Source organism: Paenalcaligenes sp. Me52 (genome assembly GCF_050487965.1).
Classification (GTDB): Bacteria; Pseudomonadota; Gammaproteobacteria; order Burkholderiales; family Burkholderiaceae_B; genus Paenalcaligenes.
In genome coordinates this window covers 40946-65669 of sequence record NZ_JBKQFO010000003.1, presented here as the reverse complement: position 1 = coordinate 65669, position 24724 = coordinate 40946, and the positions used below count along the sequence as shown (strand labels likewise).

General features: G+C 50.0%; 23 protein-coding genes. 16 read left to right on the top strand and 7 right to left on the bottom strand.

Annotated elements, in window-relative coordinates; all coding sequences use genetic code 11:
• Positions 1-61: 61 nt before the first annotated feature.
• Genes infB through typA form a run of 4 tightly spaced genes read left to right on the top strand, consistent with a single transcriptional unit; the run spans position 62 to position 6137 of the window.
• The gene (gene infB, locus ACLO87_RS14660; RefSeq protein WP_135864670.1) at positions 62-3109 is read left to right on the top strand and encodes a translation initiation factor IF-2; all 3048 of its coding nucleotides are present in this window, start codon (positions 62-64) and stop codon (positions 3107-3109) included.
• A 3-nt stretch (positions 3110-3112) separates the two neighbouring features.
• A complete protein-coding gene (rbfA, locus tag ACLO87_RS14655) occupies positions 3113-3526 on the top strand; it encodes a 30S ribosome-binding factor RbfA (RefSeq protein WP_430222334.1) in 414 nt (137 codons plus the stop codon).
• Between the two features lie 35 nt (positions 3527-3561).
• Positions 3562-4320, top strand: coding sequence for a tRNA pseudouridine(55) synthase TruB (gene truB / locus ACLO87_RS14650; protein ID WP_135866888.1), 759 nt, complete (start codon positions 3562-3564; stop codon positions 4318-4320).
• Positions 4317-6137 (top strand): translational GTPase TypA, encoded by a 1821-nt coding sequence (gene typA / locus ACLO87_RS14645; RefSeq protein WP_135866886.1) that lies wholly within the window; start codon positions 4317-4319, stop codon positions 6135-6137. The genes truB and typA overlap by 4 nt, the downstream gene beginning before the upstream one ends.
• Before the next feature lie 404 nt (positions 6138-6541).
• Here the strand turns inward: typA and ACLO87_RS14640 are convergent, their stop codons facing one another.
• The 5 genes from ACLO87_RS14640 to ACLO87_RS14620 form a co-directional block, all read right to left on the bottom strand.
• Complete coding sequence (locus tag ACLO87_RS14640; protein ID WP_430224094.1) at positions 6542-7309, bottom strand: ABC transporter ATP-binding protein; 768 nt, start codon at positions 7307-7309, stop codon at positions 6542-6544.
• Between the two features lie 2 nt (positions 7310-7311).
• Positions 7312-8025 carry a histidine ABC transporter permease HisM gene (gene hisM / locus ACLO87_RS14635; protein WP_135862670.1) on the bottom strand — a complete coding sequence of 238 codons (714 nt, stop codon included), beginning with the start codon at positions 8023-8025 and terminating at the stop codon, positions 7312-7314.
• Entirely contained in the window at positions 8019-8714 is a 696-nt protein-coding gene (locus ACLO87_RS14630; RefSeq protein WP_135862669.1) for an ABC transporter permease, read from the bottom strand. Before ACLO87_RS14630 ends, hisM begins: the two co-directional genes overlap by 7 nt.
• Positions 8715-8778: 64 nt before the next feature.
• Positions 8779-9579, bottom strand: a complete 801-nt coding sequence (locus ACLO87_RS14625; RefSeq protein WP_135862666.1) for a transporter substrate-binding domain-containing protein — start codon at positions 9577-9579, stop codon at positions 8779-8781.
• 144 nt (positions 9580-9723) lie between these two features.
• A complete protein-coding gene (locus tag ACLO87_RS14620; RefSeq protein WP_135862664.1) occupies positions 9724-10404 on the bottom strand; it encodes an LOG family protein in 681 nt (226 codons plus the stop codon).
• Here ACLO87_RS14620 and polA point away from each other — a divergent pair.
• Positions 10403-13165 (top strand): DNA polymerase I, encoded by a 2763-nt coding sequence (polA, locus tag ACLO87_RS14615; protein ID WP_430224093.1) that lies wholly within the window; start codon positions 10403-10405, stop codon positions 13163-13165. The two genes, ACLO87_RS14620 and polA, sit on opposite strands and share 2 nt — an antisense overlap.
• Positions 13166-13307: 142 nt before the next feature.
• On the opposite strand, the gene htpX is transcribed toward polA, so the two are convergent.
• Positions 13308-14183, bottom strand: a complete 876-nt coding sequence (gene htpX / locus ACLO87_RS14610) for a protease HtpX (protein WP_430224092.1) — start codon at positions 14181-14183, stop codon at positions 13308-13310.
• A 194-nt stretch (positions 14184-14377) separates the two neighbouring features.
• On the opposite strand from htpX, the gene ACLO87_RS14605 reads away from it, so the two are divergent.
• The 11 genes from ACLO87_RS14605 to ACLO87_RS14555 all read left to right on the top strand — a co-directional run bounded on the left by ACLO87_RS14605 (position 14378) and on the right by ACLO87_RS14555 (position 23701).
• Complete coding sequence (locus ACLO87_RS14605) at positions 14378-15259, top strand: DMT family transporter (RefSeq protein ID WP_135862659.1); 882 nt, start codon at positions 14378-14380, stop codon at positions 15257-15259.
• Positions 15260-15273: 14 nt separating this feature from the next.
• Complete coding sequence (locus ACLO87_RS14600; protein WP_430224091.1) at positions 15274-16128, top strand: sulfurtransferase; 855 nt, start codon at positions 15274-15276, stop codon at positions 16126-16128.
• A 277-nt stretch (positions 16129-16405) separates the two neighbouring features.
• On the top strand, positions 16406-16663 hold the full coding sequence (locus tag ACLO87_RS14595) for an exodeoxyribonuclease VII small subunit (protein ID WP_135862655.1): 258 nt from the start codon (positions 16406-16408) through the stop codon (positions 16661-16663).
• Position 16664: 1 nt separating this feature from the next.
• Positions 16665-17579: a polyprenyl synthetase family protein gene (locus tag ACLO87_RS14590; RefSeq protein WP_430224090.1), complete on the top strand. Its 915-nt coding sequence runs from the start codon at positions 16665-16667 to the stop codon at positions 17577-17579.
• A gap of 110 nt (positions 17580-17689) precedes the next feature.
• Positions 17690-19546, top strand: a complete 1857-nt coding sequence (dxs, locus tag ACLO87_RS14585; protein WP_135862653.1) for a 1-deoxy-D-xylulose-5-phosphate synthase — start codon at positions 17690-17692, stop codon at positions 19544-19546.
• A 136-nt stretch (positions 19547-19682) separates the two neighbouring features.
• On the top strand, positions 19683-20498 hold the full coding sequence (gene folE2, locus ACLO87_RS14580) for a GTP cyclohydrolase FolE2 (protein WP_135862651.1): 816 nt from the start codon (positions 19683-19685) through the stop codon (positions 20496-20498).
• A 145-nt stretch (positions 20499-20643) separates the two neighbouring features.
• Positions 20644-21054: a 30S ribosomal protein S6 gene (rpsF, locus tag ACLO87_RS14575; protein WP_135862649.1), complete on the top strand. Its 411-nt coding sequence runs from the start codon at positions 20644-20646 to the stop codon at positions 21052-21054.
• Positions 21055-21073: 19 nt separating this feature from the next.
• The gene (gene priB, locus ACLO87_RS14570; RefSeq protein WP_135862648.1) at positions 21074-21391 is read left to right on the top strand and encodes a primosomal replication protein N; all 318 of its coding nucleotides are present in this window, start codon (positions 21074-21076) and stop codon (positions 21389-21391) included.
• A 67-nt stretch (positions 21392-21458) separates the two neighbouring features.
• Positions 21459-21737: a 30S ribosomal protein S18 gene (gene rpsR, locus ACLO87_RS14565; RefSeq protein ID WP_135862647.1), complete on the top strand. Its 279-nt coding sequence runs from the start codon at positions 21459-21461 to the stop codon at positions 21735-21737.
• 15 nt (positions 21738-21752) lie between these two features.
• On the top strand, positions 21753-22208 hold the full coding sequence (gene rplI, locus ACLO87_RS14560; protein ID WP_135862645.1) for a 50S ribosomal protein L9: 456 nt from the start codon (positions 21753-21755) through the stop codon (positions 22206-22208).
• Positions 22209-22306: 98 nt separating this feature from the next.
• Positions 22307-23701, top strand: coding sequence for a replicative DNA helicase (locus tag ACLO87_RS14555; protein ID WP_430224089.1), 1395 nt, complete (start codon positions 22307-22309; stop codon positions 23699-23701).
• 6 nt (positions 23702-23707) lie between these two features.
• Here the strand turns inward: ACLO87_RS14555 and pdxA are convergent, their stop codons facing one another.
• Positions 23708-24715, bottom strand: coding sequence for a 4-hydroxythreonine-4-phosphate dehydrogenase PdxA (gene pdxA / locus ACLO87_RS14550; protein ID WP_135862643.1), 1008 nt, complete (start codon positions 24713-24715; stop codon positions 23708-23710).
• Positions 24716-24724: the final 9 nt, after the last annotated feature.

The following is a 24724-nucleotide window of genomic DNA, read 5'->3' as shown; positions in this document are numbered from 1 at the left end:
AGAGCCGACTATCAGGGGTTGTTATTAATAGAATAAGTAGTTGTAAGCAAGAGAGAGTCGAATGCCGAGTAACACAGTCGCCCAGTTCGCTCAAGAACTGAAAATGCCTGCAGAATCGTTGTTGGAGCAATTGCGTGCTGCAGGTGTTCAGCTCAGATCGGTGAGCGATTCCGTCACCGAAGCAGATAAGGCGAAGCTGCTAGAGTCATTGCGTGGGAACAAAATCACGCTGACTCGTCGCAAAACGTCAGAAATCCGTCAAGCTGATGGCTCTGGTCGTTCTCGCACTATTCAGGTAGAAACCCGCAAGAAACGCGTATTTGTGAAACGGGATCCGGCTGAGCTTCTTGCTGAAGCCGCTAAAGCTGCAGCAGCAGAGCGTACAGAAGATCAAAGCGACGCTGAGCACGCAGAGACAGCCCCTGTAAAAGCAGCAGAACACGCTACACCGGAAGTAGCAAGCAAGCCAACTGCCGCGCCAGAGATTACCCCAGAGGTAGTGGCTGAAGCGCCAGTGGCAGCAAAAGAAGCTCCTGTAGCAGAGTCCGCTCCAGTACAGGAAACTAAAGTTGAGGCCCAACCAGAGCCCGTTAAAGAGGCACCGGTTGTAGAGACTCAAAAAACCGAACCGACTGCAGAAACAGCAGCCAAGGAAGAGCAGGTACGGCAACCTGTATCGCCAGCTGTCAGTCAGTCTGAAGAGCAAGTGCCTGAAGTTACATCACAGGTAGAGCAAGAAACGCCTGTGAAGGCAGAACAAACTGAAGAGCTGGATAACGTGGCCGTTAAAAACAAGCCTGTCAAAGACACCCCTACAGCGAAAGCTGACAATCAAACTCGTAGCCCAAGACCGCAAGGTGGGGCGAATGCTCCGCGTGGCGGACAGAATCAGTCTGGCGCTAACCGCCATTCGGATCGTCCTCAAGGCGCTGGCCGTCCGCAGTCTAGTGGTAACCCTACTGCACGCAGACCAGCCCCTCAGGCGGCTGTAGTCGACGGTGATCGTGATCGCGCACGCTCGGCAGCAGAAGCCGAAGCAGCAGCGATCAGTGAAATGCTGAATCGTCCTCGCAAAGTATTGCGTGCGGCTGAGAGCCAAGATGCTGCTCGTAAAGCAGGCAAACCGGCTGCGAAAAAAGATGTTAAGAACGGCGATAGCGCTAAGAAAACCACGCCTAAACCAGCAGCCAAAGGCGAAACTGGTTGGGTAGGTGATAGCCGTCGCAAACAACCTTCTAAAGCGGAAGTGGCTTCTGCTTCCACTGAGCGCGAAGCCTGGCATGCGAATACCCGTGGTGGTAGACGTGGCCGTGGCCGTCAAGGTCAAGTAGAGCAACAACCACAAGTTGTGGAAGCAATTGTTCGCGAAGTGGCTGTGCCTGAAACCATTACCGTTGCAGACTTGGCGCACAAAATGGCTGTGAAAGCAGCTGAAGTGATCAAGCATCTGATGAAGCTGGGTCAAATGGTGACAATCAACCAAGTGTTGGACCAAGAAACAGCCATGATTTTGGTTGAGGAAATGGGCCACAAAGCGATTGCAGCCAAATTGGATGATCCTGAGTCCTTCTTGGAAGATCAGTTCACTGGTGAAATCGAGGAAGGTCCTCGTGCTCCGGTGGTTACTGTGATGGGTCACGTTGACCACGGTAAAACCTCTTTGCTGGATTACATCCGTCGCACTAAAGTGGCATCGGGTGAGGCTGGTGGTATTACTCAGCACATCGGTGCATACAACGTTAAAACTGAACGCGGTAACGTTACTTTCCTGGATACCCCCGGTCACGAAGCCTTTACGGCCATGCGTGCTCGCGGTACCAAGGCAACTGACGTTGTGATCTTGGTGGTTGCTTCTGATGATGGCGTGATGCCTCAAACACGTGAAGCTATTCACCACGCTCGTGCCGCTGGTGTACCGCTGGTTGTAGCGATTACTAAAGTAGATAAACCTGAAGCCAACCCTGAGCGCGTTAAGCAAGAGTTGTTGGTAGAAGAAGTGGTGCCTGAAGAGTACGGTGGCGATGTGCCTTTCGTACCTGTGTCGGCACGCACTGGTGATGGTATTGATGACCTGTTGGAACAAGTGCTGTTGCAAGCAGAAATGCTGGAACTGAAAGCTCCTGTGAATACACCTGCACAAGGTACTGTGATTGAAGCACGTCTGGATCGCGGTCGTGGTCCTGTGGCTACTGTATTGGTTCAAACCGGTACATTGCACCACGGTGATACCGTGTTGGTAGGTGCTAGCTTCGGTCGTATTCGTGCCATGGTGAACGAAACAGGTAAGTCCTTGAAAGAAGCGGGCCCATCTATGCCTGTTGAAATCCAGGGTCTGACCGAAGTACCTGCTGCTGGCGATCAATTGATTGCAATGCAAGACGAGCGTAAAGCACGTGAAATCGCCTTGTTCCGTCAAGGTAAATTCCGCGATGTAAAACTGGCGCGTCAGCAAGCAGCCAAACTGGATTCTCTGTTCGAGAACATCGGCGAAGGTGTACAGACATTGTCTCTGATCATCAAAACCGACGTACAAGGTTCTCAAGAGGCGTTGGTGTCTTCCTTGCTAAAACTGGCAACAGACGAAGTGAAAGTGCAAGTTGTGCACGCCGCTGTGGGTGGTATCTCCGAGAGCGACATCAACTTGGCTATCGCGTCTAACGCAGTAGTGATTGGCTTTAACGTACGTGCTGAACAAAGCGCACGTAAACTGGCCGAATTGAACGGTATTGATATTCGCTACTACAACATCATTTACGATGCGGTAGACGAAGTGAAAGCAGCCTTGTCCGGCATGTTGACACCAGAGAAACGCGAAGAAGTTATCGGTATGGTAGAAATTCGCGAGGTGTACCACATTTCCCGTATCGGGAGTGTGGCTGGTTGTATGGTTACCGAAGGCATCGTCAAGCGCGATTCTCAGGTACGTCTGCTGCGCGACAACGTGGTGCATTGGACGGGCCATCTCGAATCCCTACGACGCTTCAAGGACGATGTCCGCGAAGTACGCCAAGGTTTCGATTGTGGTATCACCTTACGTGGTAATAATGATATTCAAGTGGGCGACCAGCTAGAGATCTTCGAGATCAAGGAAATCGCCCGGTCACTGTAATTCATGGCAAGACACAAAAATAAAGCTGGCGGCGGACGTAATGTCCGCTTAGCCGACCAAATTCAAAAAGATTTGGCTGTGCTGATTCAGCGAGAGATAGATATGTCTCGCGCTGGTCTAATCACGCTGACAGAAGTTGAGCTGTCAGCTGATTATGCACACGCTAAAGTATATTTCACAGTTTTTGGCGCTGAGCCACAGACTGCAACTGAAGTACTGAATGCCAAGGCTGGCTGGCTGCACTCGCAGCTATACCGCTTGTTGCATATCCATACTGTTCCTACTCTGCGTTTCTTCTACGATGATCACGTGGTGCGTGGCATGGCCATGTCCAAGCTGATCGACGAAGCAAACCGTTCTTCTTTCAGTACGGCTACTGACGCTGTTCCTGACGATCCTGACGACGACCAGGCCTGAGTCGGCGCGTCGTTTTTTAGCGGAAAATAAATACGATGGCGAGGCGACAACGCGGACGTGTGCTCGATGGTGTGCTGTTGCTGGACAAAGATGAAGGATTGTCCAGTAACCACGCATTGCAACGTGCCCGACGAGCGATGGATGCTCGTAAAGCAGGTCATACTGGCACTTTAGATCCTTTTGCTACAGGGTTGCTGGTGTGCTGCTTTGGTAAAGCAACGAAAATTTCTGGACTGTTGCTGGATGCTGATAAAGCATACGAAGCAGAACTTACCTTCGGTGCAGAAACTGACTCTGGTGACTTAACCGGTACGGTAGTTGCGACGGCGGAGCTGCCTGATGGCGGTGCAGATGTAGAAGCAGTAAAACAAGTATTGCAAGAATTCTTAGGTGAAATTCAACAAATTCCACCGATGTACTCGGCCTTAAAGCGTGATGGTAAGCCGCTGTATGAGTATGCACGGCAAGGCATAGAACTGGAAAGACCACCCCGTACAATAACGATTCATAATATTGAGCTGTTATCTTGCGAAGGGAACACTGCGCGTATTGCAGTGGAGTGCAGTAAAGGCACGTATATCCGAACTTTGGCACAAGATATTGGTCAACGTTTAGGTTATAGGGCTCACCTGACGGCATTGCGTCGTACGGCTGTGGGACCCTTTTTATTGGAAAAGGCGGTAACGCTGGACACAATACAGGATTCTGAGGAACCTGAATCCCTTTTAATCGGGCTGGCTGATTTACCCGAGACGCTACGCCCAGCTAACCTTAACCTTAAGGAAACATTATGAGTCGCGCATTGCGCAATGTGGCTATTATTGCTCACGTAGACCACGGGAAAACTACCCTGGTTGATCAGCTTCTGAAACAGTCTGGCACTTTCCGTGCGAATGAACATGTTAGCGATCGCGTTATGGACTCTGGCGATATCGAGAAAGAACGCGGTATCACTATCTTGGCCAAAAACTGCGCGGCAGAGTTTGAGGGTACACACATCAACATTATTGATACCCCCGGACACGCTGACTTCGGTGGTGAGGTAGAGCGTGTACTGTCGATGGTTGACGGAGTGTTGTTGCTGGTGGATTCGGTAGAAGGCCCTATGCCCCAAACCCGTTTCGTAACCCGCAAAGCGTTGGAACTAGGTCTGAAACCTATCGTGGTGGTGAACAAAGTTGACCGTCCAGGTGCTAGACCAGATTTCGCTGTAAACGAAACATTTGATTTGTTTGACAAGTTGGGTGCTACAGAAGAGCAGTTGGACTTCCCAATTGTTTACGCTTCTGGTCTGTCCGGCTATGCCGGTTTGACTGATGATGTGCGTTCCGGCGATCTTCGCCCACTGTTCCAAGCTATTTTGGACCACGTGCCTCAACGTGAAGATGACCCAGATGGTCCATTGCAGTTGCAAATCTGTTCCTTAGACTACAGCAGCTACGTCGGTAAGATCGGTGTAGGCCGTGTAAACCGTGGTCGTGTGCGTGCTGGTCAAGACGTGATTCTGAAATTTGGTCCTGAAGGCGAGCCAATCAAAGGCCGCATCAACCAAGTTCAAACCTTTAAAGGTGTGAACCGTCAACAAGTGGAAGAAGCCCAAGCGGGTGACATCGTACTGATCAACGGTATTGATGAAATCGGTATTGGCTGCACATTGATGGATCCTGCTAAGCCAGAAGCTCTGCCATTGCTACGCATTGACGAGCCTACACTGAGCATGAATTTTATCGTTAACTCCTCGCCATTGGCGGGTCGTGAAGGTAAATTCGTGACCAGCCGTCAGATTCGTGATCGCTTGGATTTGGAATTGAAATCCAACGTGGCGTTGCGTGTAAACGAAACCGGTGACGATACTGCATTTGAAGTATGTGGCCGTGGTGAGTTGCACTTGACCATCTTGTTGGAAAACATGCGTCGTGAAGGCTACGAGTTGGCGGTATCCCGTCCACGCGTGTTGATCAAAGAAGAAAACGGCGTGAAGATGGAGCCATACGAGCACCTGACAGTGGACGTTGAAGACGGTCACCAAGGTGGTGTGATGGAAGAGTTGGGTCGCCGTCGTGGTGACTTGCAAGACATGATCCCTGATGGTCGTGGTCGTACACGTTTGGAATACCGTATTCCTGCACGTGGTCTGATCGGCTTCCAAGGCGACTTCATGACACTGACACGTGGTACAGGCTTGATGAGTCACATTTTTGACTCCTACCAGCCTATGCGTGAAGGTTCCGTGGGTGAGCGTCGTAACGGCGTGCTGATCAGCCAAGACGATGGTGAAGCAGTAGCTTACGCTTTGTGGAAACTGCAAGAGCGCGGCAAAATGTTCGTTTCGCCTAACGACCCAGTTTACGAAGGTATGATCATCGGTATTCACAGCCGTGACAACGACCTGATCGTGAACCCAATTCGTGAGAAGAAACTGACTAACGTTCGTGCATCCGGTAAAGATGAGCACATCGACCTGATTACACCGATCCGTTTGTCCCTGGAATATGCTGTAGACTTTATTGATGACGATGAATTGGTGGAAGTAACCCCTAAATCCATCCGTCTGCGTAAACGTCACCTGAAAGAGCATGAGCGTCGTAAGTTTGCTCGTGAAGAAGCATAATCAGGTACGCAGTATTTAGCTGGTAACAGCTACAAGAAGCCCATGAGTCCTTTTGGATTTGTGGGCTTTTTTGTTTTGAGACACTGCGGGAGCTATAGCAGAGAGTTCATAGCACACGCTGGGGCTGCGGCTATCTTTTTGTGATTTGAGACATCAAATCAAAATATTTTTCGCAGCCTAAGCTCATGCGATTAGTAGTTGCTACGCTACCAAAAAGCTCTCAAATGCAACAAGTAACGTTTACATAGCGAGCCTAACTGCAGTACAGCTTGCAGCAGCTACTAGCCATCAAAATAGCTTCCAAACATTCAGCCGAAAAAAAAGCCCTTCATAGAAACTCCTATGAAGGGCTTTTTATATACAGGTTGTACTGCTAATCAACAGGCACCCGTGTTAGGCAATCATTACTTCAAATTACCTGTTAGGAACTGCTTCAATCTATCACTTTGTGGTGTATCCAGAACTGTCGATGGATTGCCGCTTTCTTCTACGACGCCTTGGTGCAAGAACACAATGTTGTTACTGACCTGACGAGCAAAGCCAATCTCGTGGGTCACGATCAACATGGTGCGGCCTTCTTCAGCCAACTGTTGCATGACTTTCAGCACTTCGCCTACTAACTCAGGATCCAGCGCTGAGGTAGGCTCATCAAAGAGCATGACCTCAGGTTCCATTGCCAATGCACGGGCAATAGCCACACGTTGTTGCTGTCCGCCGGACAAGTGGGCAGGGTATTGTGTTTCTATGCTGGTTGGCAGGCCTACTTTGTTCAAGTAGTGACGTGCGCGCTCCATGGCTTCTTTCTTGGAGACTTTCAATACATGGGTAGGTGCTTCCATGACGTTTTGCAGAACGTTCATGTGGCCCCATAGATTGAAGTGCTGGAACACCATGGTCAGACGTGTGCGCATATCGCGCAGCATTTTTAGGTCTGATACGCGTATGGTGCCATTGTCTTTGGTGACGGCATGTATGGTTTGGTCATTCAGTTGCACGCTGCCTTGATCTGGAATTTCCAGAAAGTTAATACAGCGCAAGAACGTACTTTTGCCCGAGCCACTGGAGCCAATAATGCAGGTAACATCACCTGCGTTCGCATCCAGTGATACACCTTTCAGCACTTGATTCTGCCCGTAGGCTTTATGAATGTTTTTAACTTGCAGTTTTTGCATGATTAAGGCTTCAGGGGTTGCATAGATAACAGTGTACGTTTTTCAACGAGACGGAATATGCCTACCAGTACCACAGTGATGGCAAGGTACAGCAAAGCGGCAAAACCGTAAGAGGCAAAGGTTTCGTAGGTGGCCGAGTTGGCGTCCCTAGCAATTTTTAAGATGTCAGGCACGGTGGCAGTGAAAGCCAGAGAGGTAGCGTGCAGCATCAAGATAACTTCGTTACTGTACGCGGGCAGGGCGCGGCGTAATGCAGATGGCAAGATGACGCGGCGGTACATGGTAGTACGGGTCATGCCGTACGCTCTGGCAGCATCAATTTCGCCAGCGGGTGTGGCTCTGATTGCGCCGGCAAAGATTTCGGTGGTGTAAGCCACGTTATTCAGCACCAGCGCCAATACCATGCAGTTAAAACCACTTTGGAAAAATGACGCCAAGCTTGGGGTTTCTTTGATGAAATCTAGGCCGTACAAGCCGCCGTAGATAAACAGTATCTGTACGTATAGGGGCGTGCCTCTAAATACGTAGGAGAACAGCCAAATGGGCTTAGAAACGTACCAACGGGCTGAGTTGCGCCCAATGGCAGTAAAAATAGAGAGGATAAAACCAAAAAACAGCGATAGCGTGAGCAGCCACAAGGTGACGGCTAAGCCGGACCATTGTCCGTGATTGCTGTACAGGTACGCACGCCAAAATTCGTCAATCACCGTTACCATAGCTCTGCCTTTTTAATGCCTACAGAATAACGACGATTCAGAAAGTAAAACACGCTGTTCGACAGGGTGGTCAACGCAAGGTAGATCAAACCTGTGATGGAAATGAACAGGAACATGTGGAAGGTTACATTACCAGCATTCTGGGCGACTTTTACCAAGTCATTCAGCCCAATAAGTGATACCAAGGCGGTAGCTTTGAGTAGTACCAGCCAGTTATTTTCTAAACCGGGTAGGGCGTGACGCATCATCTGTGGGAACAGGATGCGGCTAAATACTTGCCAGCGAGACATACCATAAGCGATACCGGCTTCTAGCTGCCCACGTGGTACAGCCATGAAAGCCCCTCTAAAGGTCTCGGTAAAGTAAGCGCCATAGATGAAGCCTAGTGTGGCTACACCTGCACTGAAAGGCTCAATATCTATATAGGGTAAAGATAGAGCGTCAGTCAGATCGTTAAGGTAGAGTTGTAGGCTGAAGAAAATCAGCAGTAACAGAACCAGATCGGGAATGCCACGTATGACAGTGGTATAGACTGCTGCGCTAAAACGCAAAAGGCGGCTAGGTGCAAATAGCTTGCAACTTGCCGCGCACAGTCCAAGCACTAGTGAAACCGCCAAAGACAGAACGGCTAATTGGATGGTTTCCAGTGTGCCTGCCAGCAACTGGGGACCATAGCCCATCAGGAACATAAAAAAGATCGCGCTAAGTACGAAGCAAGCATTGTTGCTTCGTACGGGTTAAGAAAGAATAGGGTTACGGTTGTGTGCTTGGTAGCTCAACGTTACCGGGTTCAAAGTACTTTGCAGTAATGGCAGCAAGTGTACCATCAGCTTGCATATCAATGATGGCTTGATCTACTGCATCTTTCAGCTTTTTATTGCCTTTACGTACACCAATAGCAATGGGTTCGTTCAGGATAGCGCTATCTTTAACGGTGTCACCCATTAGGGTGAAGTTTGCACCTTCGGGTTTGGTTAAGAAACCTTGTACGGCATTAGGAGCTTCTTGGAAAGACGCGTCGATACGGCCAGATGCCAAGTCAATGTAGGCGTTGGTGTAGCTTGGGTAGGCAATGACTTCTACGCCGTTTGGAGCCCATTCTTTGCGTGCGTGGGCTTCCATGGTGGTGCCTTGTTGCACGCCAATGCGCATACCTTTTAGTGAGTCGGCCGTGGGTTCCAGTGTTTTGTCTTTGTTGGCAACCAGACGAGAGGCTACAACGTACAGCGGCGCACTGAAATCAATCACTTTGCGGCGTGCGTCAGTGGCTGTCATGGTGGAGTGAGCCAAGTCAAATTTGCGAGCTTGCAAACCAGGAATCAAGCTGTCGAAGGATTGGTCAATCCAAACGCACTCGGCTTGTAGGCGCTTACAGATCTCGTTACCGATCTCGATGTTATAGCCAACAATTTCGCCAGAGGGATTCAGGTATTCAAATGGGGGGTAGCCCGCTTCGGTAGCAATACGGATTTCGGTAAAATCCTGCGCTGCTGCAGTAGCAGTCGCGGTGCTAAAAATAGCCAGGGTCAGAAAGCGCAGCAAATTCTTTTTCAAGATGCTCTCCTTGTGGGAATAAGCAGTAATAGTCTATAGGATGTAGTAGAAATCATAGCGGTCAGGCTATGTCTGCCAACACGTATAAACCCTGTATATTACAAGAGGTTATAGAGCTAGTTGGCAGAAAATCGGTGCTGCACTTTAATGAGGAAGCGTAGGCTCGCACGTTGGCTCAATGGCAAACTGTGAGCAGCAGGCGTTTACGACCTGCATTACCTCGTCCAAGTCGTCTGTCAGCGTAATCAAGTCCATATCGCCAGGGGAGATCAGCTTGTTACCCAACAACTGCTCGCGTACCCAGTCAAGTAGGCCACTCCAGAATGCAGTACCTACGAGTACAATGGGGGCTGCAGGCAGTTTACGTGTTTGTACCAGTGTAATGACTTCAAACAGCTCATCCATGGTGCCAAAACCACCAGGCAAGGCAATGTATGCAGAACTGTGCATGAAAAACGTCGCTTTTCTAGATACGAAGTATTCGAATTGCAGACTGTGTGTTTGGTAAGGGTTGTTGCTGGTTTCTCGTGGTAGGCGTATGTTAAGACCTACGCTGCGACCGCCTGCTTCATAGGCGCCTTTATTGGCGGCTTCCATAATACCTGGGCCACCACCAGCAATTAGCATTAGCCCTGCTTCAGCTAAGCGCTTGCCAAGCTCACATGCCATTTCATAATATTTGTTGTCGGAAGGGATGCGAGCGCTACCGAATACACTGATCCCAAAACCTACTTCCTGTAGTGTTTCTGCGGCGTGTTTTAGTTCTGCTGATATAACGGGAATCTGCTCTGTGGCGGGTAAATGAACATTTTTAGTGTCAGACATGAAACAAACCTTATTATTAGTTGATGGATCCAGCTATCTGTACAGGGCATTCCATGCCATGCCGGATCTGCGTAACGCTCGTGGCGAGCCAACTGGTGCTCTTTACGGCGTCATCGCAATGATGCGTAAAATTTTGCAGGACTATGAGCCTGATTATATGGCCTGCGTGTTTGATGCTAAAGGTAAAACCTTTAGGGATGATCTATTTAGCGACTATAAAGCGAACCGACCATCCATGCCAACAGATCTGGCGCAGCAAATTGAGCCCATTCACCGCGCTGTGCGCGCACTGGGATGGCCAGTGATTTGCGTGCCGGGCGTAGAGGCAGACGATATCATTGGCACACTCTCGGTGCAAGCATCCGCGCAGGGTATACATAGTGTTATCTCCACAGGCGACAAGGACTTGGCGCAACTGGTGAACCCACATGTAGAGCTCATTAATACCATGAATAATGAGCGTCAGGACATACAAGGGGTGATTGATCGCTATGGTGTACGGCCTGAACAAATTATTGATTATTTGATGTTGATTGGTGACACAGCGGACAATATTCCGGGTGTACCAAAAGTAGGTCCTAAGACAGCTGCAAAGTGGTTAAACGAATACCAGACACTAGACTCCTTAATCCAGCATGCAGGTGACATCAAAGGTGTAGCAGGTCAGAACTTGCGCGACTTTATTCCTCTTTTTGAAATGACGCGCAAACTGGTCACCGTGAAACTGGATTGCGATCTGGGTGAGTTACATGCGTCATTGGATCAGTTGCGCCCGCTGCCGGTAGATAAAGACACCTTGCTGGATATCTACGAAGATTACGGTTTCAGAACATGGTTGCGTGAGTTGACTGGTGATGCCACACGTATTCCCGCTCAAGATGGTAGGACAGCGCCACGCAAAGCCGCTGTTGAGGTGCCTGCTGCCGAGCAAGTTGAGCTGGTGTTTCCTGAGGCTCCTGCCGCTGTGACGTATGAAACGATCACTAGCGAAGCAGAGTTGCAGCGTTGGGTAGCTAAAATTGAAAAGGCCGAACTCACTGCCCTAGATACCGAAACCACATCGTTGGATCCTATGCAGGCCAGGTTGGTGGGGTTATCGTTATCGGTGCAGCCTGGCGAGGCCTGCTATATCCCCGTAGGGCATCAAGGGTGCGAGGTCATCGAGCAGCTTACGGCTGATGTGGTGTTGGGGGCGTTAAAACCTTGGTTAGAGTCGGATAAGCATGCCAAAATTTTGCATCATGCTAAGTATGATGCGCATGTGTTCGCTACCGAAGGAATCAACCTACGTGGTATTGCTGAAGACAGCATGTTGCAGGCCTATGTGTTGGATTCTCATTTGCGCGTCAACATGGACGATGTGGCCCAGCGTTGGCTGAATGTACAAACCACACCGTATGAAAGTATTTGTGGCAAAGGGGCCAAGCAGATTGCTTTTGCCGATGTAGCGTTAGATGTGGCTACTGCCTACGCGTGTGAAGATGCTGACATCACTCTGCGTTTGCATCAGGTCATGCGTCCGTTGATTGCTGCTCATGAAGGTTTGGAAGCTACCTACCAACTAGAATTAGCAACCTCCACGGTACTGACCACCATTGAAGCCAATGGTGTAGCCATCAATGCCGATGTGCTGCATAAACAAAGCCACGAATTGGGCCAGCGTTTGCTAGAGCTGGAAGCCGAGGCGTACGAATTGGCTGGCCAACCTTTCAATATGAATTCTCCTAAACAAGTGGGTGAAATTCTGTTTGAAAAATTAGGTATACCGGTAGTTAAGAAAACAGCCAGTGGTGCACCGTCTACTGATGAGGGTGTGTTGACAGAGTTGGCTAATGACTACCCGTTGCCTAAGCTGATGCTTGAGCATCGCGGGATTGCTAAGCTCAAATCAACGTACACCGATAAGCTTCCCAAAATGGTGAACCCACGTACGCATCGTGTGCACACCCGTTATGCGCAGGCAGCGGTAGTGACAGGGCGTTTGGCATCGTCTGATCCTAACTTGCAAAATATCCCTGTGCGTACGGCCGAAGGCCGCAAGGTGCGTGACGCATTTATTTCGTCGCTGGGTAAGGTGGTGTCGGCTGACTATTCGCAGATTGAGTTGCGTATCATGGCGCACGTTTCGGGTGATAAAAACCTGCAACAGGTGTTTGTTGATGGTGGTGACGTGCACCGAGCGACGGCAGCCGAAATTTTCAGTGTGACGCCCGAAGAGGTCACGCCAGACCAGCGTTATGCAGCCAAAGCCATTAACTTTGGTTTGATTTACGGCATGGGTGAGTTTGGGTTGGCAAACAACTTAGGTATTACTCGGGCAGCCGCTAAAGCCTATATAGATCGTTACTTCACTCGCTACCCCGGTGTGGCGCAGTACATGGAGCGCATCAAAGAGCAGGCTAAAGAACAAGGCTACGTGGAAACCGTATTTGGCCGTAGGTTGTCGTTCCCTGAGTTGAAAACAGCGAAGGGCCCGCGTATGGCTGGCGCCTTGCGTGCAGCTATTAACGCGCCTATGCAAGGTACTGCTGCCGACTTGATCAAGAAAGCGATGGTGGCAGTGCAGAACTGGTTGGATCAAGAGCAGCTTAAAACTTTGATGGTGATGCAGGTGCACGATGAACTGGTGTTTGATGTGCCCTTGGATGAAGTAGAACGTTTGAAGGCAGCGTTACCAGACTTGATGTGTGGTATTGCTAGCTTAGATGTGCCGCTGGTTGCTGAGGTGGGTGAGGGTGATAACTGGGGGCAAGCGCACTAATAGTTGTGCAACACTGGTTAGTACATAGCAACCTGCTATAAAAAACGCCCGATGATTTCATCGGGCGTTTTTTGTAGACTCACGACTGTATAGGGCTTAGGTAGAAACAGGATAACCTCGTAACAAGGCGATCCTGTTTTTATTATTGGCCTTGTTGCAGTGCGCGAATGCGATCTTCAATAGGTGGGTGAGAAGCAAACAGAGCCGCAATGCTTTTGCCACCGGAAATGCCGGAAGCTTCGAAGCTTTTTGGCAGGTCACCAGCTTCTACATTGCCTAAACGTGCCAAGGCACGAATCATCGGAGTACGAGAGCCTAGTAAAGAGGCAGAGCCTGCGTCGGCACGGTACTCACGACGTCTTGAGAACCAGGCCACAATAATAGAAGCCAGAATGCCGAAAATGATCTCACAGACGATGGATGCAGCGTAGTAGCCCATACCCAGACCACGTTCGTTTTTCATGATGACGCGGTCTACAAAATAGCCTACCAAGCGAGCAAAGAAAATCACGAAGGTGTTCACTACCCCTTGGATTAAGGTCAGAGTCACCATGTCGCCGTTGGCAATGTGGGCAACTTCGTGACCCAATACCGCCATGACTTCCTCTTCGTTCATGCTTTGCAGCAGGCCGGTAGAGACGGCCACTAAAGAGTCATTTTTAAACGCACCTGTCGCAAAAGCGTTAGGAGCACCATCGTAAATGGCGACTTCCGGTCTACCAATGCCAGCGCGATCAGCCAGTTGGTGAACGGTGTCTACCAACCAAGCCTCTTGAGCATTACGAGGGGCTTGGGGATCAATCACGTGTGCGCCTGTGCTGCGTTTGGCCATCCATTTACTGGTCAGTAACGAGATGATGGCTCCGGTAAAACCAATAATGGCAGAGAATACGAGTAAGGCAGTAGGGTCTAGACCTTCAGCGGTCAGGAATCGGCCTATGCCTAGTACGTTCATAGCGATGCTAAGAACCAGCATAACGGCCAAGTTGGTAGCTAGAAAAAGCAGAATACGAGTCATGGTTGATTACCGTGATGATCAGAAAAAATGGATAGACTGCTGCTTCACAGCAAAAGTCTTGATGTGGTTATTTTGCGAGAGTAACACCACATCCTAGTAGTTTACTGTGTTATATGCGGGTGAAGACTGCTATTGCAAGATAGGGGGAGTATAGTTTTAATCTTTGACTATTTTCCCTTCCAGCGGATTTCTGCATGCAATCGTTATGGATGTTGGTGGCCAGTTTCATGTTTGCCATCATGGGGGCAGGTATCAAGATCTCTGCCGAATATGATGCTAGCCTGGCACAAATTGTGTTGTTTAGGGGCTTGCCGTCTGTAATCTGTATTTTTGCGTGGGCGCAATGGCGTCAGCGTAGTTTGCGTCCAGTGAGCTGGAAAGCACATATTCTCCGCAACTTGTTTGGCGTGACCTCCATGTGGGCAGGTTTCTTCGCGCTGACCAACTTAAGCTTATCCACAGCCGTTAGTTTGAACTATACCGGGCCGTTATTTATAGGCATCTGGATGGTGTTCTTGGGCGGCATGCGTCGTGACTTTGTGCGGGTGTTTGCTGTGTTGCTAGGTTTTATCGGCGTGATTGCCGTATTGCGGCCTAGTATTAGCGAAGACCAATGGTTTGCAGCCGCTGTGGGGCTAAGCTCAGGGGCGTGCTCTGCTGTGGCGATGATGCAGATTCGCCAACTCGGCAAAATGGGCGAGTCTGAATGGCGTACGGTGTTTTGGTTTTCGGTCTTTGTCTGTGTTTCTAGCATAGGTGGATTGGGTATACACGGTTGGCACGAGCTGCCATGGCAAGGGTGGTTGGCGCTTTTGTGTGTGGGAGTCGCTGGATTGGGCGGTCAGTTGGCCATGACTAGAGCGTTCGGCGCGGGGTCACCGCTGTTGTCCGCAGCACTGCAATACTCCACTATTATTTTTGCGTCATTACTGAGTATTGTGATCTGGAGCGATATCCCCGATCTGCTAGCATGGCTGGGTATGGCGTTGGTGATCGCATCAGGCATGTTGTCATCGTGGCGTACCTATACAGAGTCCAAATTGTTGCGTGGTGAAACGGCAGCAAAAAGTAAATAAGGGAAGGAGTGGCAATGTTTAGTTATTTAATTACCGCAGCTGAGCTACAACAAGAGCATCGTTCTGACTGGTTGGTGTTTGATGTACGCCATGATTTGATGAATCCTCAGGCAGGACGTAATGCCTATCTGCAAGGGCATATTCCGGGTGCTAGGTTCTTAGATAATGATTCAGACCTGGTTGGCAAACTCACCGGTAAAAATGGTAGACATCCTTTGCCTGAACGCACTAAGTTTGCTGATTTGATGCGTAAGCAGGGGTTGGAAAGCCAAACTCAGGTGGTGGTTTATGATGCTGGCAACAGCATGTTTGCAGCACGTTTGTGGTGGATGTTGCGTTGGTTAGGGCACGAGAAAGTCGCTATTTTGGATGGCGGTTGGCAAGCGTGGCTAGCCGAGAACGGCAAAGTAGAAACCGATGTGTCACAAGCAGGTCCTGTGCCTAGCCAATGGTTAGAAAGCGCTACCCCAGATATGCCTACAGTACAAGCAACAGAGGTACTGGCCAATATAGAGCAACCACATTTTGTCGTGGTGGATGCGCGTGCTGGCGAGCGTTTTAGAGGTGAAGTAGAGCCTATAGACCCCGTAGCGGGTCATATTCCGGGTGCCTTGAACCGGCCAAATAGTAGCAATCTACAAGCGGATGGCCGTTTTAAGCCCGTGTTGGCATTACGTGCTGAGTTTGCTTCGTTGTTGGGCGGTCGTCCTGCGGATCAGGTGGTGCATCAGTGTGGCTCAGGTATCACCGCATGCCATAACCTGTTTGCGATGGAGTTGGCAGGCATGAATGGTTCTAAACTGTATCCAGGTTCATGGAGTGAGTGGGTAAGTGACTCCTCTAGGCCAGTGGCGGCGGGCGAAGCCTGATTGAAGAAGTATTAGGACCCTAAAGGCCTGAACTCGTTGGAGTTCGGGCTTTTTTTATGACTAGCAGCAGGGTGATTTTTACACCGGTGATGTTTCTGGATGTGGCCTGCACTGTGCCTAGACTGAGGGATAACGATGAGGGTACACCCCTAAAACCATCTAGATTTAGTTTAGAGTTGTTACCCTTTGGTGATATGCCGTTAAAATGGCGAAGTTTGCCATGAATATGGCAGGTTGGCTGGGTCGTTCAGACCGTCAAGCCTCAAAGGAAAATGCGATGAGTGATACACAAAACACAGATGCTGCGGGTGCACCGCTACCGGAAGACTACGAAGGGGCATTAGCCGAGTTGGAACAGTTGGTTCAACATTTGGAAAGTGGAGAGTTATCGCTAGAGCAATCCATCAGCGCGTATCAGCGTGGTGTGGAGTTGGCTAAGGTATGTCAGCAGCGCTTAGAAAAAGCGGAACAACAGGTAAAAGTGCTGCAGGGACAACTGCTCAAACCCCTTGGCGATAACGGCATAGAGGATTGATATGGGTGTAGAGAAAAGTGTAGGTGAGGAGTGGTTGCAAGAGCGCGTGCAGCATATGGAGCAAGTGCTGGCCAGTATGTTGCCTGCTGAGGATGTAAAGCCCCAGAGTTTGCACCAAGCTATGCGTTATGCCGTATTAGGCGGTGGTAAGCGTGTGCGTGCCGCATTGGTTTACGCGGCGGGTGAGGCGGTGTTGCAAGGCGCTGCGCCCACTGCCGCACAAGAAAAAGCTTTGGATTTGGCTGCTGCATCGGTAGAGCTGATTCACGCCTACTCGTTGGTGCATGATGATTTGCCTTGCATGGATGACGACACCTTGCGTCGCGGCCGTCCTACTGTACACGTGCAGTTTGATGAAGCGACCGCAATGTTGGCTGGTGATGCATTGCAACCATTGGCGTTTGAATTGCTGGCATCCATGCCTGTTGCGCCAGCGTTGACCGTGCAAGCGGTGACATTATTGGCTAAAGCGGCGGGTTCGTTGGGAATGGCAGGCGGTCAAGCCATTGACTGTGAGAGCGTAGGTGTAGCGCTGAGCTTAGAGCAATTGCAAGAAATGCATAGGCTGAAAACTGGCGCTATGTTGAAAACCAGTATTTTGTTGGGTGGTATTGTGGCTGGTGCTAGCTCCACACAACGTCAGATGCTGAATGATTACGGTAATGCCATGGGCTTGGGTTTCCAAGTGATGGATGACATTTTAGATGTCACAGCAGATACCCAGACACTGGGTAAAACGGCGGGTAAAGACGCCGAGGATAATAAGCCCACTTATGTGTCCGTTATGGGGCTGGAAGAAGCTAAAGCGTTCCTAGCTTCACTGCATGAACAATCTCGTATGGCGATTAGAGCGCTAGGTAATGGTGGTCAATATCTGAGCTATATGGCAGATTACATTGTTGGACGGGCGTATTGATTGTTGAAAACGGGCGGCTGTGCTGCTCGCTATTTACGTCTACAATGATCAATTACCTGCAATTTGTATCAAGGCTTGCATAAGTCTTCGTACTGGATCAGTATTTTTTTATGACTACCGTTTCACTTGAACAAATTCAGTCCCCTAAGGATTTACGTGCTCTAAGCCGGGGTGATCTGGACACGCTGACGGCGGAGCTTCGTCAGTTTATCTTGCACTCTGTGTCGCGCACGGGCGGCCACTTGTCGTCCAACTTAGGAACCGTAGAACTGACGGTAGCCTTGCACTATGTATTCAATACGCCACATGACCGCATTGTGTGGGATGTGGGGCATCAGTCTTATGCGCACAAAATTCTGACTGGCCGGCGCGAACAAATGAGCGGCCTGCGTCAGGCAGATGGCATATCCGGCTTTCCTAAACGTAGCGAGTCTGAGTACGACGACTTCGGTACGGCGCATTCATCTACTTCTATTTCTGCTGTGCTAGGCATGGCAGTAGCGTCCCGCAACCAAGGTGTTTCGCGACAACATATCGCGGTGATTGGTGATGGTGCGATGACTGCAGGGATGGCTTTTGAGGCAATGAACAATGCGGGTGTGACACCCGGTGTTAACGTGCTGGTGATATTGAACGACAACGATATGTCTATCTCACCACCAGTGGGGGCGTTGAATCGTTACTTCGCACGTTTGATGTCTGGGCGTTTTTATGCAGCAGCTAAACATATGGGCAAAGCCGTGTTGCAACACGTACCGCCTGTACTAGAGTTGGCTCGACGCTTTGAAGGGCACGCGAAAAGCGTATTGGCGCCTGCAACGCTATTTGAAGAGTTAGGCTTCAACTACATTGGCCCTATAGATGGCCATGATCTGGATTCCTTGATTCCTACCCTAGAAAACCTACAAGAACGTGGTGGTTTGCAGTTCTTGCATGTGGTGACACGGAAAGGGCAGGGTTACAAGTTGGCCGAGGCTGATCCTGTGCTGTATCACGGCCCGGGTAAGTTCGATCCAGAAGTCGGTATACGTCAAGGCAAAGCACCTAGCTCGCCAACGTACACCCAAGTGTTTGGTAAATGGCTCTGTGATATGGCCGCTCACGACAAACGTTTGTACGGTATTACGCCGGCTATGCGTGAGGGTAGTGGCATGGTGGAGTTCGAGTCCCGTTTTCCTGAGCGTTATTTTGATGTGGGTATTGCCGAGCAGCATGCTGTCACGTTTGCGGCAGGTATAGCCTGTGAGAAACAAAAGCCAGTGGTGGCGATTTACTCCACCTTCTTGCAGCGTGGTTACGATCAACTGATACATGACGTGGCGTTACAAGATTTGGACGTGACCTTTGCCTTAGACCGTGCAGGTCTAGTGGGGGCGGATGGCGCTACGCACGCGGGTAATTACGACATTGCCTTTTTACGTTGCGTCCCCAATATGGTGATCGCTACGCCTTCTGATGAAAATGAAACACGCTTGCTGTTGAACAGTTGCTATTTGCATGAAGGCCCGTCTTCGGTACGCTACCCTCGTGGCACTGGTGTAGGAGCTACAGTAAGCGAGAGCTTGGAAGGCGTAGAGATCGGTAAGGCAGTGGTACGTTTGCACGGTAAAAACACCGCTATTTTGGTGTTTGGTACGTTGCTGCCAGCAGCGATGCAAGCCGCTGAAGCCTGTGGTGCTACCGTCGTAGATATGCGCTTTGTGAAGCCCTTGGATGAAGCTTTGTTGCTGCAATTAGCTGCTGATCACACGCATTTCGTCACGGTAGAAGATGCTGCCATTATGGGTGGTGCAGGTAGTGCTGTGAGCGAGTTCTTCGCCAGCCAACGCCTAGTACGGTCAATGTTGCACTTAGGGTACCCCGACGAATTTATTGATCACGGGGATCAAAAAGTCTTGCATGCACAGTTGGGCTTGGATGCCGCCGGTATTCAGCAATCTGTGACCGACTTTGTGGAAAATAAGTAGCCTAATTTTTTGCTGCGCTCTCTTATAAGCCTGTTGTGAGTGGGGTTATAGTGAGAGCGTAGCGTGTATCTATTTCATAATTAAAGCATTACGATTTTCTCAGCTATGTCCAGATGGGCATATTTGGACAATTATCATGACTAGTCTTACTAAAGCGGCTGGAACAATGCCGGACGTGCAAAGCAGTGTGGACACCCGCCACGTTGCTATTCAGAAAGTTGGTGTGCGCGGTGTGCGTTACCCATTGTTTGTGCAAATGGCGGGCGATGCTGCGCCTACCGTGGGCGAATGGGAGCTAACCGTTGCGCTGCCGCCTGAAGAAAAAGGCACACATATGTCCCGATTTATGGAGCTGTTGGAAAAATACCGTCAGACTCCTATTTCTGCGACTTTGTACTGTCAGATCGCTGCAGAAATGCTGGATCTGCTGAAAGCAGAAGCCGGTGAAATGACTGTTTCTTTCCCTTACTTCATCAACAAAGCTGCACCAGTATCGGGTGTGCAAAGCTTGTTGGATTATGAGCTGGGTTGGTCTGCTAGCGTAATGCGCACCGAAGATGGCAGCGTAGACACCGAATTTGAGCTAAGCGTGTTGGTTCCTGTAACCAGCTTGTGTCCATGCTCTAAAGCAATTTCCAAATACGGTGCGCACAACCAGCGCTCCCACGTGACTGTTAACTTGGTGTTGGAAGACCCAGCAGCAGTAGATGTGAATGCGCTGATCCAACAAGTGGAAGAGCAGGCCTCTTGCCAGTTGTGGGGGTTGTTGAAGCGTACGGATGAAAAATACGTGACCGAACAAGCCTACGAAAACCCCAAATTTGTAGAAGATTTGGTGCGTGATGTAGCGGTATTGGTACGTGATATGCCATCGGTATTGAACTACCGGATCGAGGCAGAAAACTTTGAGTCCATCCATAACCACTCAGCATACGCTGTGGTGGAAGGCTAACGCGACTTAGCATTTATTCGCGATAAGGCTTGTGTAGACGCCTTATCGCGAGGTAGAATACTTGGTTTCTTGCTCACCCAGTTGTATAGGGTGGGCTGTCGTGTCTGAAAACGTTTTTCAGGCGATATCCACAAGGAGTTGTTTCATGCGTCACTACGAAGTAGTGTTTATTGTGCACCCCGACCAAAGCGAGCAAGTGCCCGCCATGGTTGAGCGCTATCAAGCGATCATCACATCTGAAGGCGGTAAAATCCACCGTCACGAAGATTGGGGTCGTCGCCAATTGGCTTACCCTATCCAAAAACTGGTTAAGGCTCACTACGTGTGCCTGAACATCGAAATCGGCCAGAGCACTTTGGACGAACTCGAGCACTCGTTCCGTTACAACGATGCCATCCTGCGTTACTTGGTCGCTAAGACTGATGCTGCTCCTGAAGGCGCATCCATCATGATGAAGTCCGTAGAGCGTGAAGACAGCCGTCGTGCTAGCGCCGACAGCCAAGCTGACGACGAGGATGAAGTTGACGAGCAGGACGAAGAAGTTTCCGAGTCCTAATTAGGTTCCAACAGCGTACGTGAATCACCTGTCATTTACAGCTGTTGTTGCGAGTCCCGGGGAGTTACGTTACACCCCAGCAGGATTGCCAGCCATAGAGCTGACATTGCAACACCAGTCTGAGGTAATGGAAGCCGGTCTTAAACGCCGTCTTGATTTTCAGGTTGATGCCGTGGCGCTTGGTGATACGGCCTTGTTGCTAGTCGATGTACCGTTAGGGGCAACACTAGAAATTACAGGTTTTATCGCCCCGTTGCGAAAAGCGTCGGTAAGAATGATTGTGCACATACAAGATGTACAAATTCTTTATCCAGGCAGCGCAGCGGTTGTTGTGTAAGTCAATGTGCGGGTTGTACCGCACGAAATAAATTTCCGGCTAACCCGGAACAATACAGAGGTATATCATGGCTTTTGGTCGTAAAGGCGGCAAAGATAAACGCCGCAGATTTGGTCAGCAGAACCCGTTGTTCAAACGTCGTAAGTTCTGCCGCTTCACAGTCGCTGAAGTTAAAGAAATCGATTACAAAGATTTGGACACACTGCGTGACTTCATCCAAGAAAACGGCAAGATCATTCCTGCACGTTTGACTGGCACTAAGGCTCATTATCAGCGTCAGCTTGACACCGCTATTAAGCGTGCTCGCTTCTTGGCGTTGTTGCCGTACACCGATAATCACAAATAATTCGGGAGCTAAGTCATGCAAGTTATTCTGCTAGAGAAAGTTGTTAATTTGGGCGATTTGGGCGATGTAGTGCGCGTACGCAATGGCTACGCTCGCAACTTCCTGTTGCCTCGTAAAATGGCCCGTCGTGCTACTGACAGTGCTATCCAAGAATTCGAAGCACGTCGTGCTGAATTGGAAAAAGCACAAGCAGACCGTCTGGCTGCTGCACAAACAGTTGGCGCCAAACTGGCTGAGCACAGTGTAAAACTGACTCAAAAAGCTGGCGTTGATGGTCGTCTGTTCGGTTCCGTAACCAACATGGACATTGCTGCTGCTTTGGTTGCTGCTGGTTTCGCAGACATCGTGCGTTCCCAGATCCGTTTGGCTGACGGCCCACTGAAAGCAATCGGTGAGTACACCGTTGCAGTGGTTCTGCACCCAGACGTAGTTGTTGATTTGGCCGTTATCGTTGAAGGCGATATCGACTAATTAGCACGCGAACATGGTACATTTTATATTGGTGTACCACGTGTGAAAAAAGCCGGCACCTAGCCGGCTTTTTCTTTTGCTTTTCATGGGGTTTGGCGTTGGCTGAAGACATTCCTAATACGGATACTAAACTAGATTACTTGCGTGTCCCACCGCATTCCATCGAGGCCGAGCAGTCGGTGTTGGGTGGCTTGCTACTGGATAATGCAGCCTGGGATCGTATTGCCGATATTTTGGTAGACGAAGATTTTTACCGTTTCGATCACCGTATTATTTGGCAGCATATTACGCGTCTTATTGGCTTGGGTAGACCGGCCGACGTAGTGACCGTATACGAATCGTTATCCACAGCCGGAAAAGCAGAAGAAGTGGGTGGATTGCAGTATTTAAACGCGTTGGCTCACAATACGCCATCAGCAGCGAACATTCGTCGTTATGCTGAAATCGTGCGTGAACGCTCTATGCTGCGTAAGCTGGTGACGGTAGCTGATGAAATTTCCTCAGCAGCCTTTAACCCGCAAGGCAAAGAAGCACGCCAAATTCTGGATGATGCCGAATCGCGCGTTTTCCAAATTGCTCAAGAAGGTTCTAGAGGTAGTGCAGGTTTCTTGGAGATTCAACCGCTGCTGACTCAGGTAGTAGAGCGTATTGACGAGCTATACCATCGCGAAGGCGATTCCGAAATCACCGGTATTCCCACGGGTTTTGTAGACTTAGACCGTATGACATCGGGTTTGCAGCCGGGTGACTTGGTGATTGTCGCAGGCCGTCCTTCCATGGGTAAAACCTCGTTATCCATGAACATCGGTGAGCACGTAGCGATTGAGCAAGGTTTGCCAGTGGCCGTGTTCTCTATGGAGATGGGTGCGGTACAGCTAGCTATGCGTATGGTGGGTTCGGTAGGCTTGCTAGACCAGCACCGTATGCGTACCGGTAAGCTGGTGGCCGAAGATTGGCCTAAGCTCACACACGCCGTACAGAAGGTACAAGAAGCGCAGATTTATATTGATGAAACCCCTGGTTTGTCAGGGATGGAAGTGCGCGCGCGTGCACGACGCTTGGCCAGACAATGCGGCAAGCTGGGTTTGATCATCATCGATTACTTGCAGTTGATGTCAGGTAATTCCGGCAGTGAAAACCGTGCAACAGAGATTTCTGAGATCAGTCGATCCCTAAAAGGTTTGGCTAAAGAGCTAGATTGCCCGTTGATTGCCTTGTCACAGTTGAACCGAAGTCTGGAGCAACGTCCCAACAAACGTCCGGTGATGAGTGACTTGCGTGAGTCTGGTGCTATTGAGCAGGATGCTGACTTGATTCTGTTTATTTACCGTGACGAGGTGTACAACCCCGATTCACCCGATAAGGGCACGGCAGAGCTGATTATTGGTAAGCAGCGTAATGGTCCTATTGGTACGGTACGTGTAGCCTTCCAAGGAGCCAGTACGCGCTTTCTTAACTACACTAGCGGTAACGCCTACGTCGATAACGAATAAGGCGTGTCAAGCTATAGGCGCTGCGCTCATGCGCAGTGCCATCTCAAAGGCTTCACGCAGTGATGAAGGGTCAGCAATCCCTTTACCTGCGATATCAAAAGCGGTGCCGTGGTCTACACTGGTACGCACAAAGGGCAGACCTACGGTCACGTTAACCCCTTCATCTACACCCAAATACTTCACTGGGATCAGCCCTTGATCGTGGTATTGGGCAACCACTACATCAAACTCCCCTTTGCGTGCACGCATAAAGATGGTGTCACCAGGCCATGGGCCAGTGACGTGCATACCTTCAGCACAGGCAGCTTGGATGGCAGGCGTAATTACCTGCTGTTCTTCTAGACCAAACTTTCCGTCTTCGCCTGCGTGAGGGTTTAAACCAGCCACAGCAATGCGAGGCACCGCAATACCAGCTTGCTTACAGGCTAGGTGCGCTAGGCGTATAGCGCGTAGCTCAGCCTCGAAGGTGATGTGGCTGGGTACATCGGCCAGTGCCATATGTATGGTGACCAACAACACACGTAGCTCGTGATTAGCCAGCATCATGGCAAAGTCTTGGGTATTTGATCGTTCGGCCAAAATTTCTGTATGGCCAGGGGCATCAATACCGCCTGCTTGCATGGCTTTTTTATGCAAAGGAGCCGTCACAATACCGCGTATACGGCCTGCTTGAGCATCATCAATGGCATGACAGAGATACTCATAAGCACCACGGCCTGCGGCAGCATTGATTTCACCAAAAGGCAGGTCAGCGGGTAGGGCTTGCCAGCGGTTGCGTACCGCAATGGTCTGTTCGGGTATGGCACTGCCTTCAGGTAAGGTGTCAGCGTCCACGATAGTCACGTGCTGCTCTAAACCTAGTGCTTTGGCGGCACGGCGTAAGATGCCGCTATCACCATATACCACGGTGGGGTGTGGAAGGCCTTGGTGTATTAGGGACACAATAAGTTCAGGGCCAATGCCTGCGGCGTCACCCATGGTAATGCCCAAGGGAAGTGAACTAAGTGCTGTCATAATGCAAAA

Bases quoted from the DNA above. Each gene is read 5' to 3' on its own strand.
- infB (WP_135864670.1), top strand. From the start codon at position 62: ATGCCGAGTAACACAGTCGCCCAGTTCGCTCAAGAACTGAAAATGCCT.
- rbfA (WP_430222334.1), top strand. From the start codon at position 3,113: ATGGCAAGACACAAAAATAAAGCTGGCGGCGGACGTAATGTCCGCTTA.
- truB (WP_135866888.1), top strand. From the start codon at position 3,562: ATGGCGAGGCGACAACGCGGACGTGTGCTCGATGGTGTGCTGTTGCTG.
- typA (WP_135866886.1), top strand. From the start codon at position 4,317: ATGAGTCGCGCATTGCGCAATGTGGCTATTATTGCTCACGTAGACCAC.
- ACLO87_RS14640 (WP_430224094.1), bottom strand. From the start codon at position 7,309: ATGCAAAAACTGCAAGTTAAAAACATTCATAAAGCCTACGGGCAGAAT.
- hisM (WP_135862670.1), bottom strand. From the start codon at position 8,025: ATGGTAACGGTGATTGACGAATTTTGGCGTGCGTACCTGTACAGCAAT.
- ACLO87_RS14630 (WP_135862669.1), bottom strand. From the start codon at position 8,714: ATGTTCCTGATGGGCTATGGTCCCCAGTTGCTGGCAGGCACACTGGAA.
- polA (WP_430224093.1), top strand. From the start codon at position 10,403: ATGAAACAAACCTTATTATTAGTTGATGGATCCAGCTATCTGTACAGG.
- ACLO87_RS14620 (WP_135862664.1), bottom strand. From the start codon at position 10,404: ATGTCTGACACTAAAAATGTTCATTTACCCGCCACAGAGCAGATTCCC.
- htpX (WP_430224092.1), bottom strand. From the start codon at position 14,183: ATGACTCGTATTCTGCTTTTTCTAGCTACCAACTTGGCCGTTATGCTG.
- ACLO87_RS14605 (WP_135862659.1), top strand. From the start codon at position 14,378: ATGCAATCGTTATGGATGTTGGTGGCCAGTTTCATGTTTGCCATCATG.
- ACLO87_RS14600 (WP_430224091.1), top strand. From the start codon at position 15,274: ATGTTTAGTTATTTAATTACCGCAGCTGAGCTACAACAAGAGCATCGT.
- ACLO87_RS14595 (WP_135862655.1), top strand. From the start codon at position 16,406: ATGAGTGATACACAAAACACAGATGCTGCGGGTGCACCGCTACCGGAA.
- ACLO87_RS14590 (WP_430224090.1), top strand. From the start codon at position 16,665: ATGGGTGTAGAGAAAAGTGTAGGTGAGGAGTGGTTGCAAGAGCGCGTG.
- dxs (WP_135862653.1), top strand. From the start codon at position 17,690: ATGACTACCGTTTCACTTGAACAAATTCAGTCCCCTAAGGATTTACGT.
- folE2 (WP_135862651.1), top strand. From the start codon at position 19,683: ATGACTAGTCTTACTAAAGCGGCTGGAACAATGCCGGACGTGCAAAGC.
- rpsF (WP_135862649.1), top strand. From the start codon at position 20,644: ATGCGTCACTACGAAGTAGTGTTTATTGTGCACCCCGACCAAAGCGAG.
- rpsR (WP_135862647.1), top strand. From the start codon at position 21,459: ATGGCTTTTGGTCGTAAAGGCGGCAAAGATAAACGCCGCAGATTTGGT.
- rplI (WP_135862645.1), top strand. From the start codon at position 21,753: ATGCAAGTTATTCTGCTAGAGAAAGTTGTTAATTTGGGCGATTTGGGC.
- pdxA (WP_135862643.1), bottom strand. From the start codon at position 24,715: ATGACAGCACTTAGTTCACTTCCCTTGGGCATTACCATGGGTGACGCC.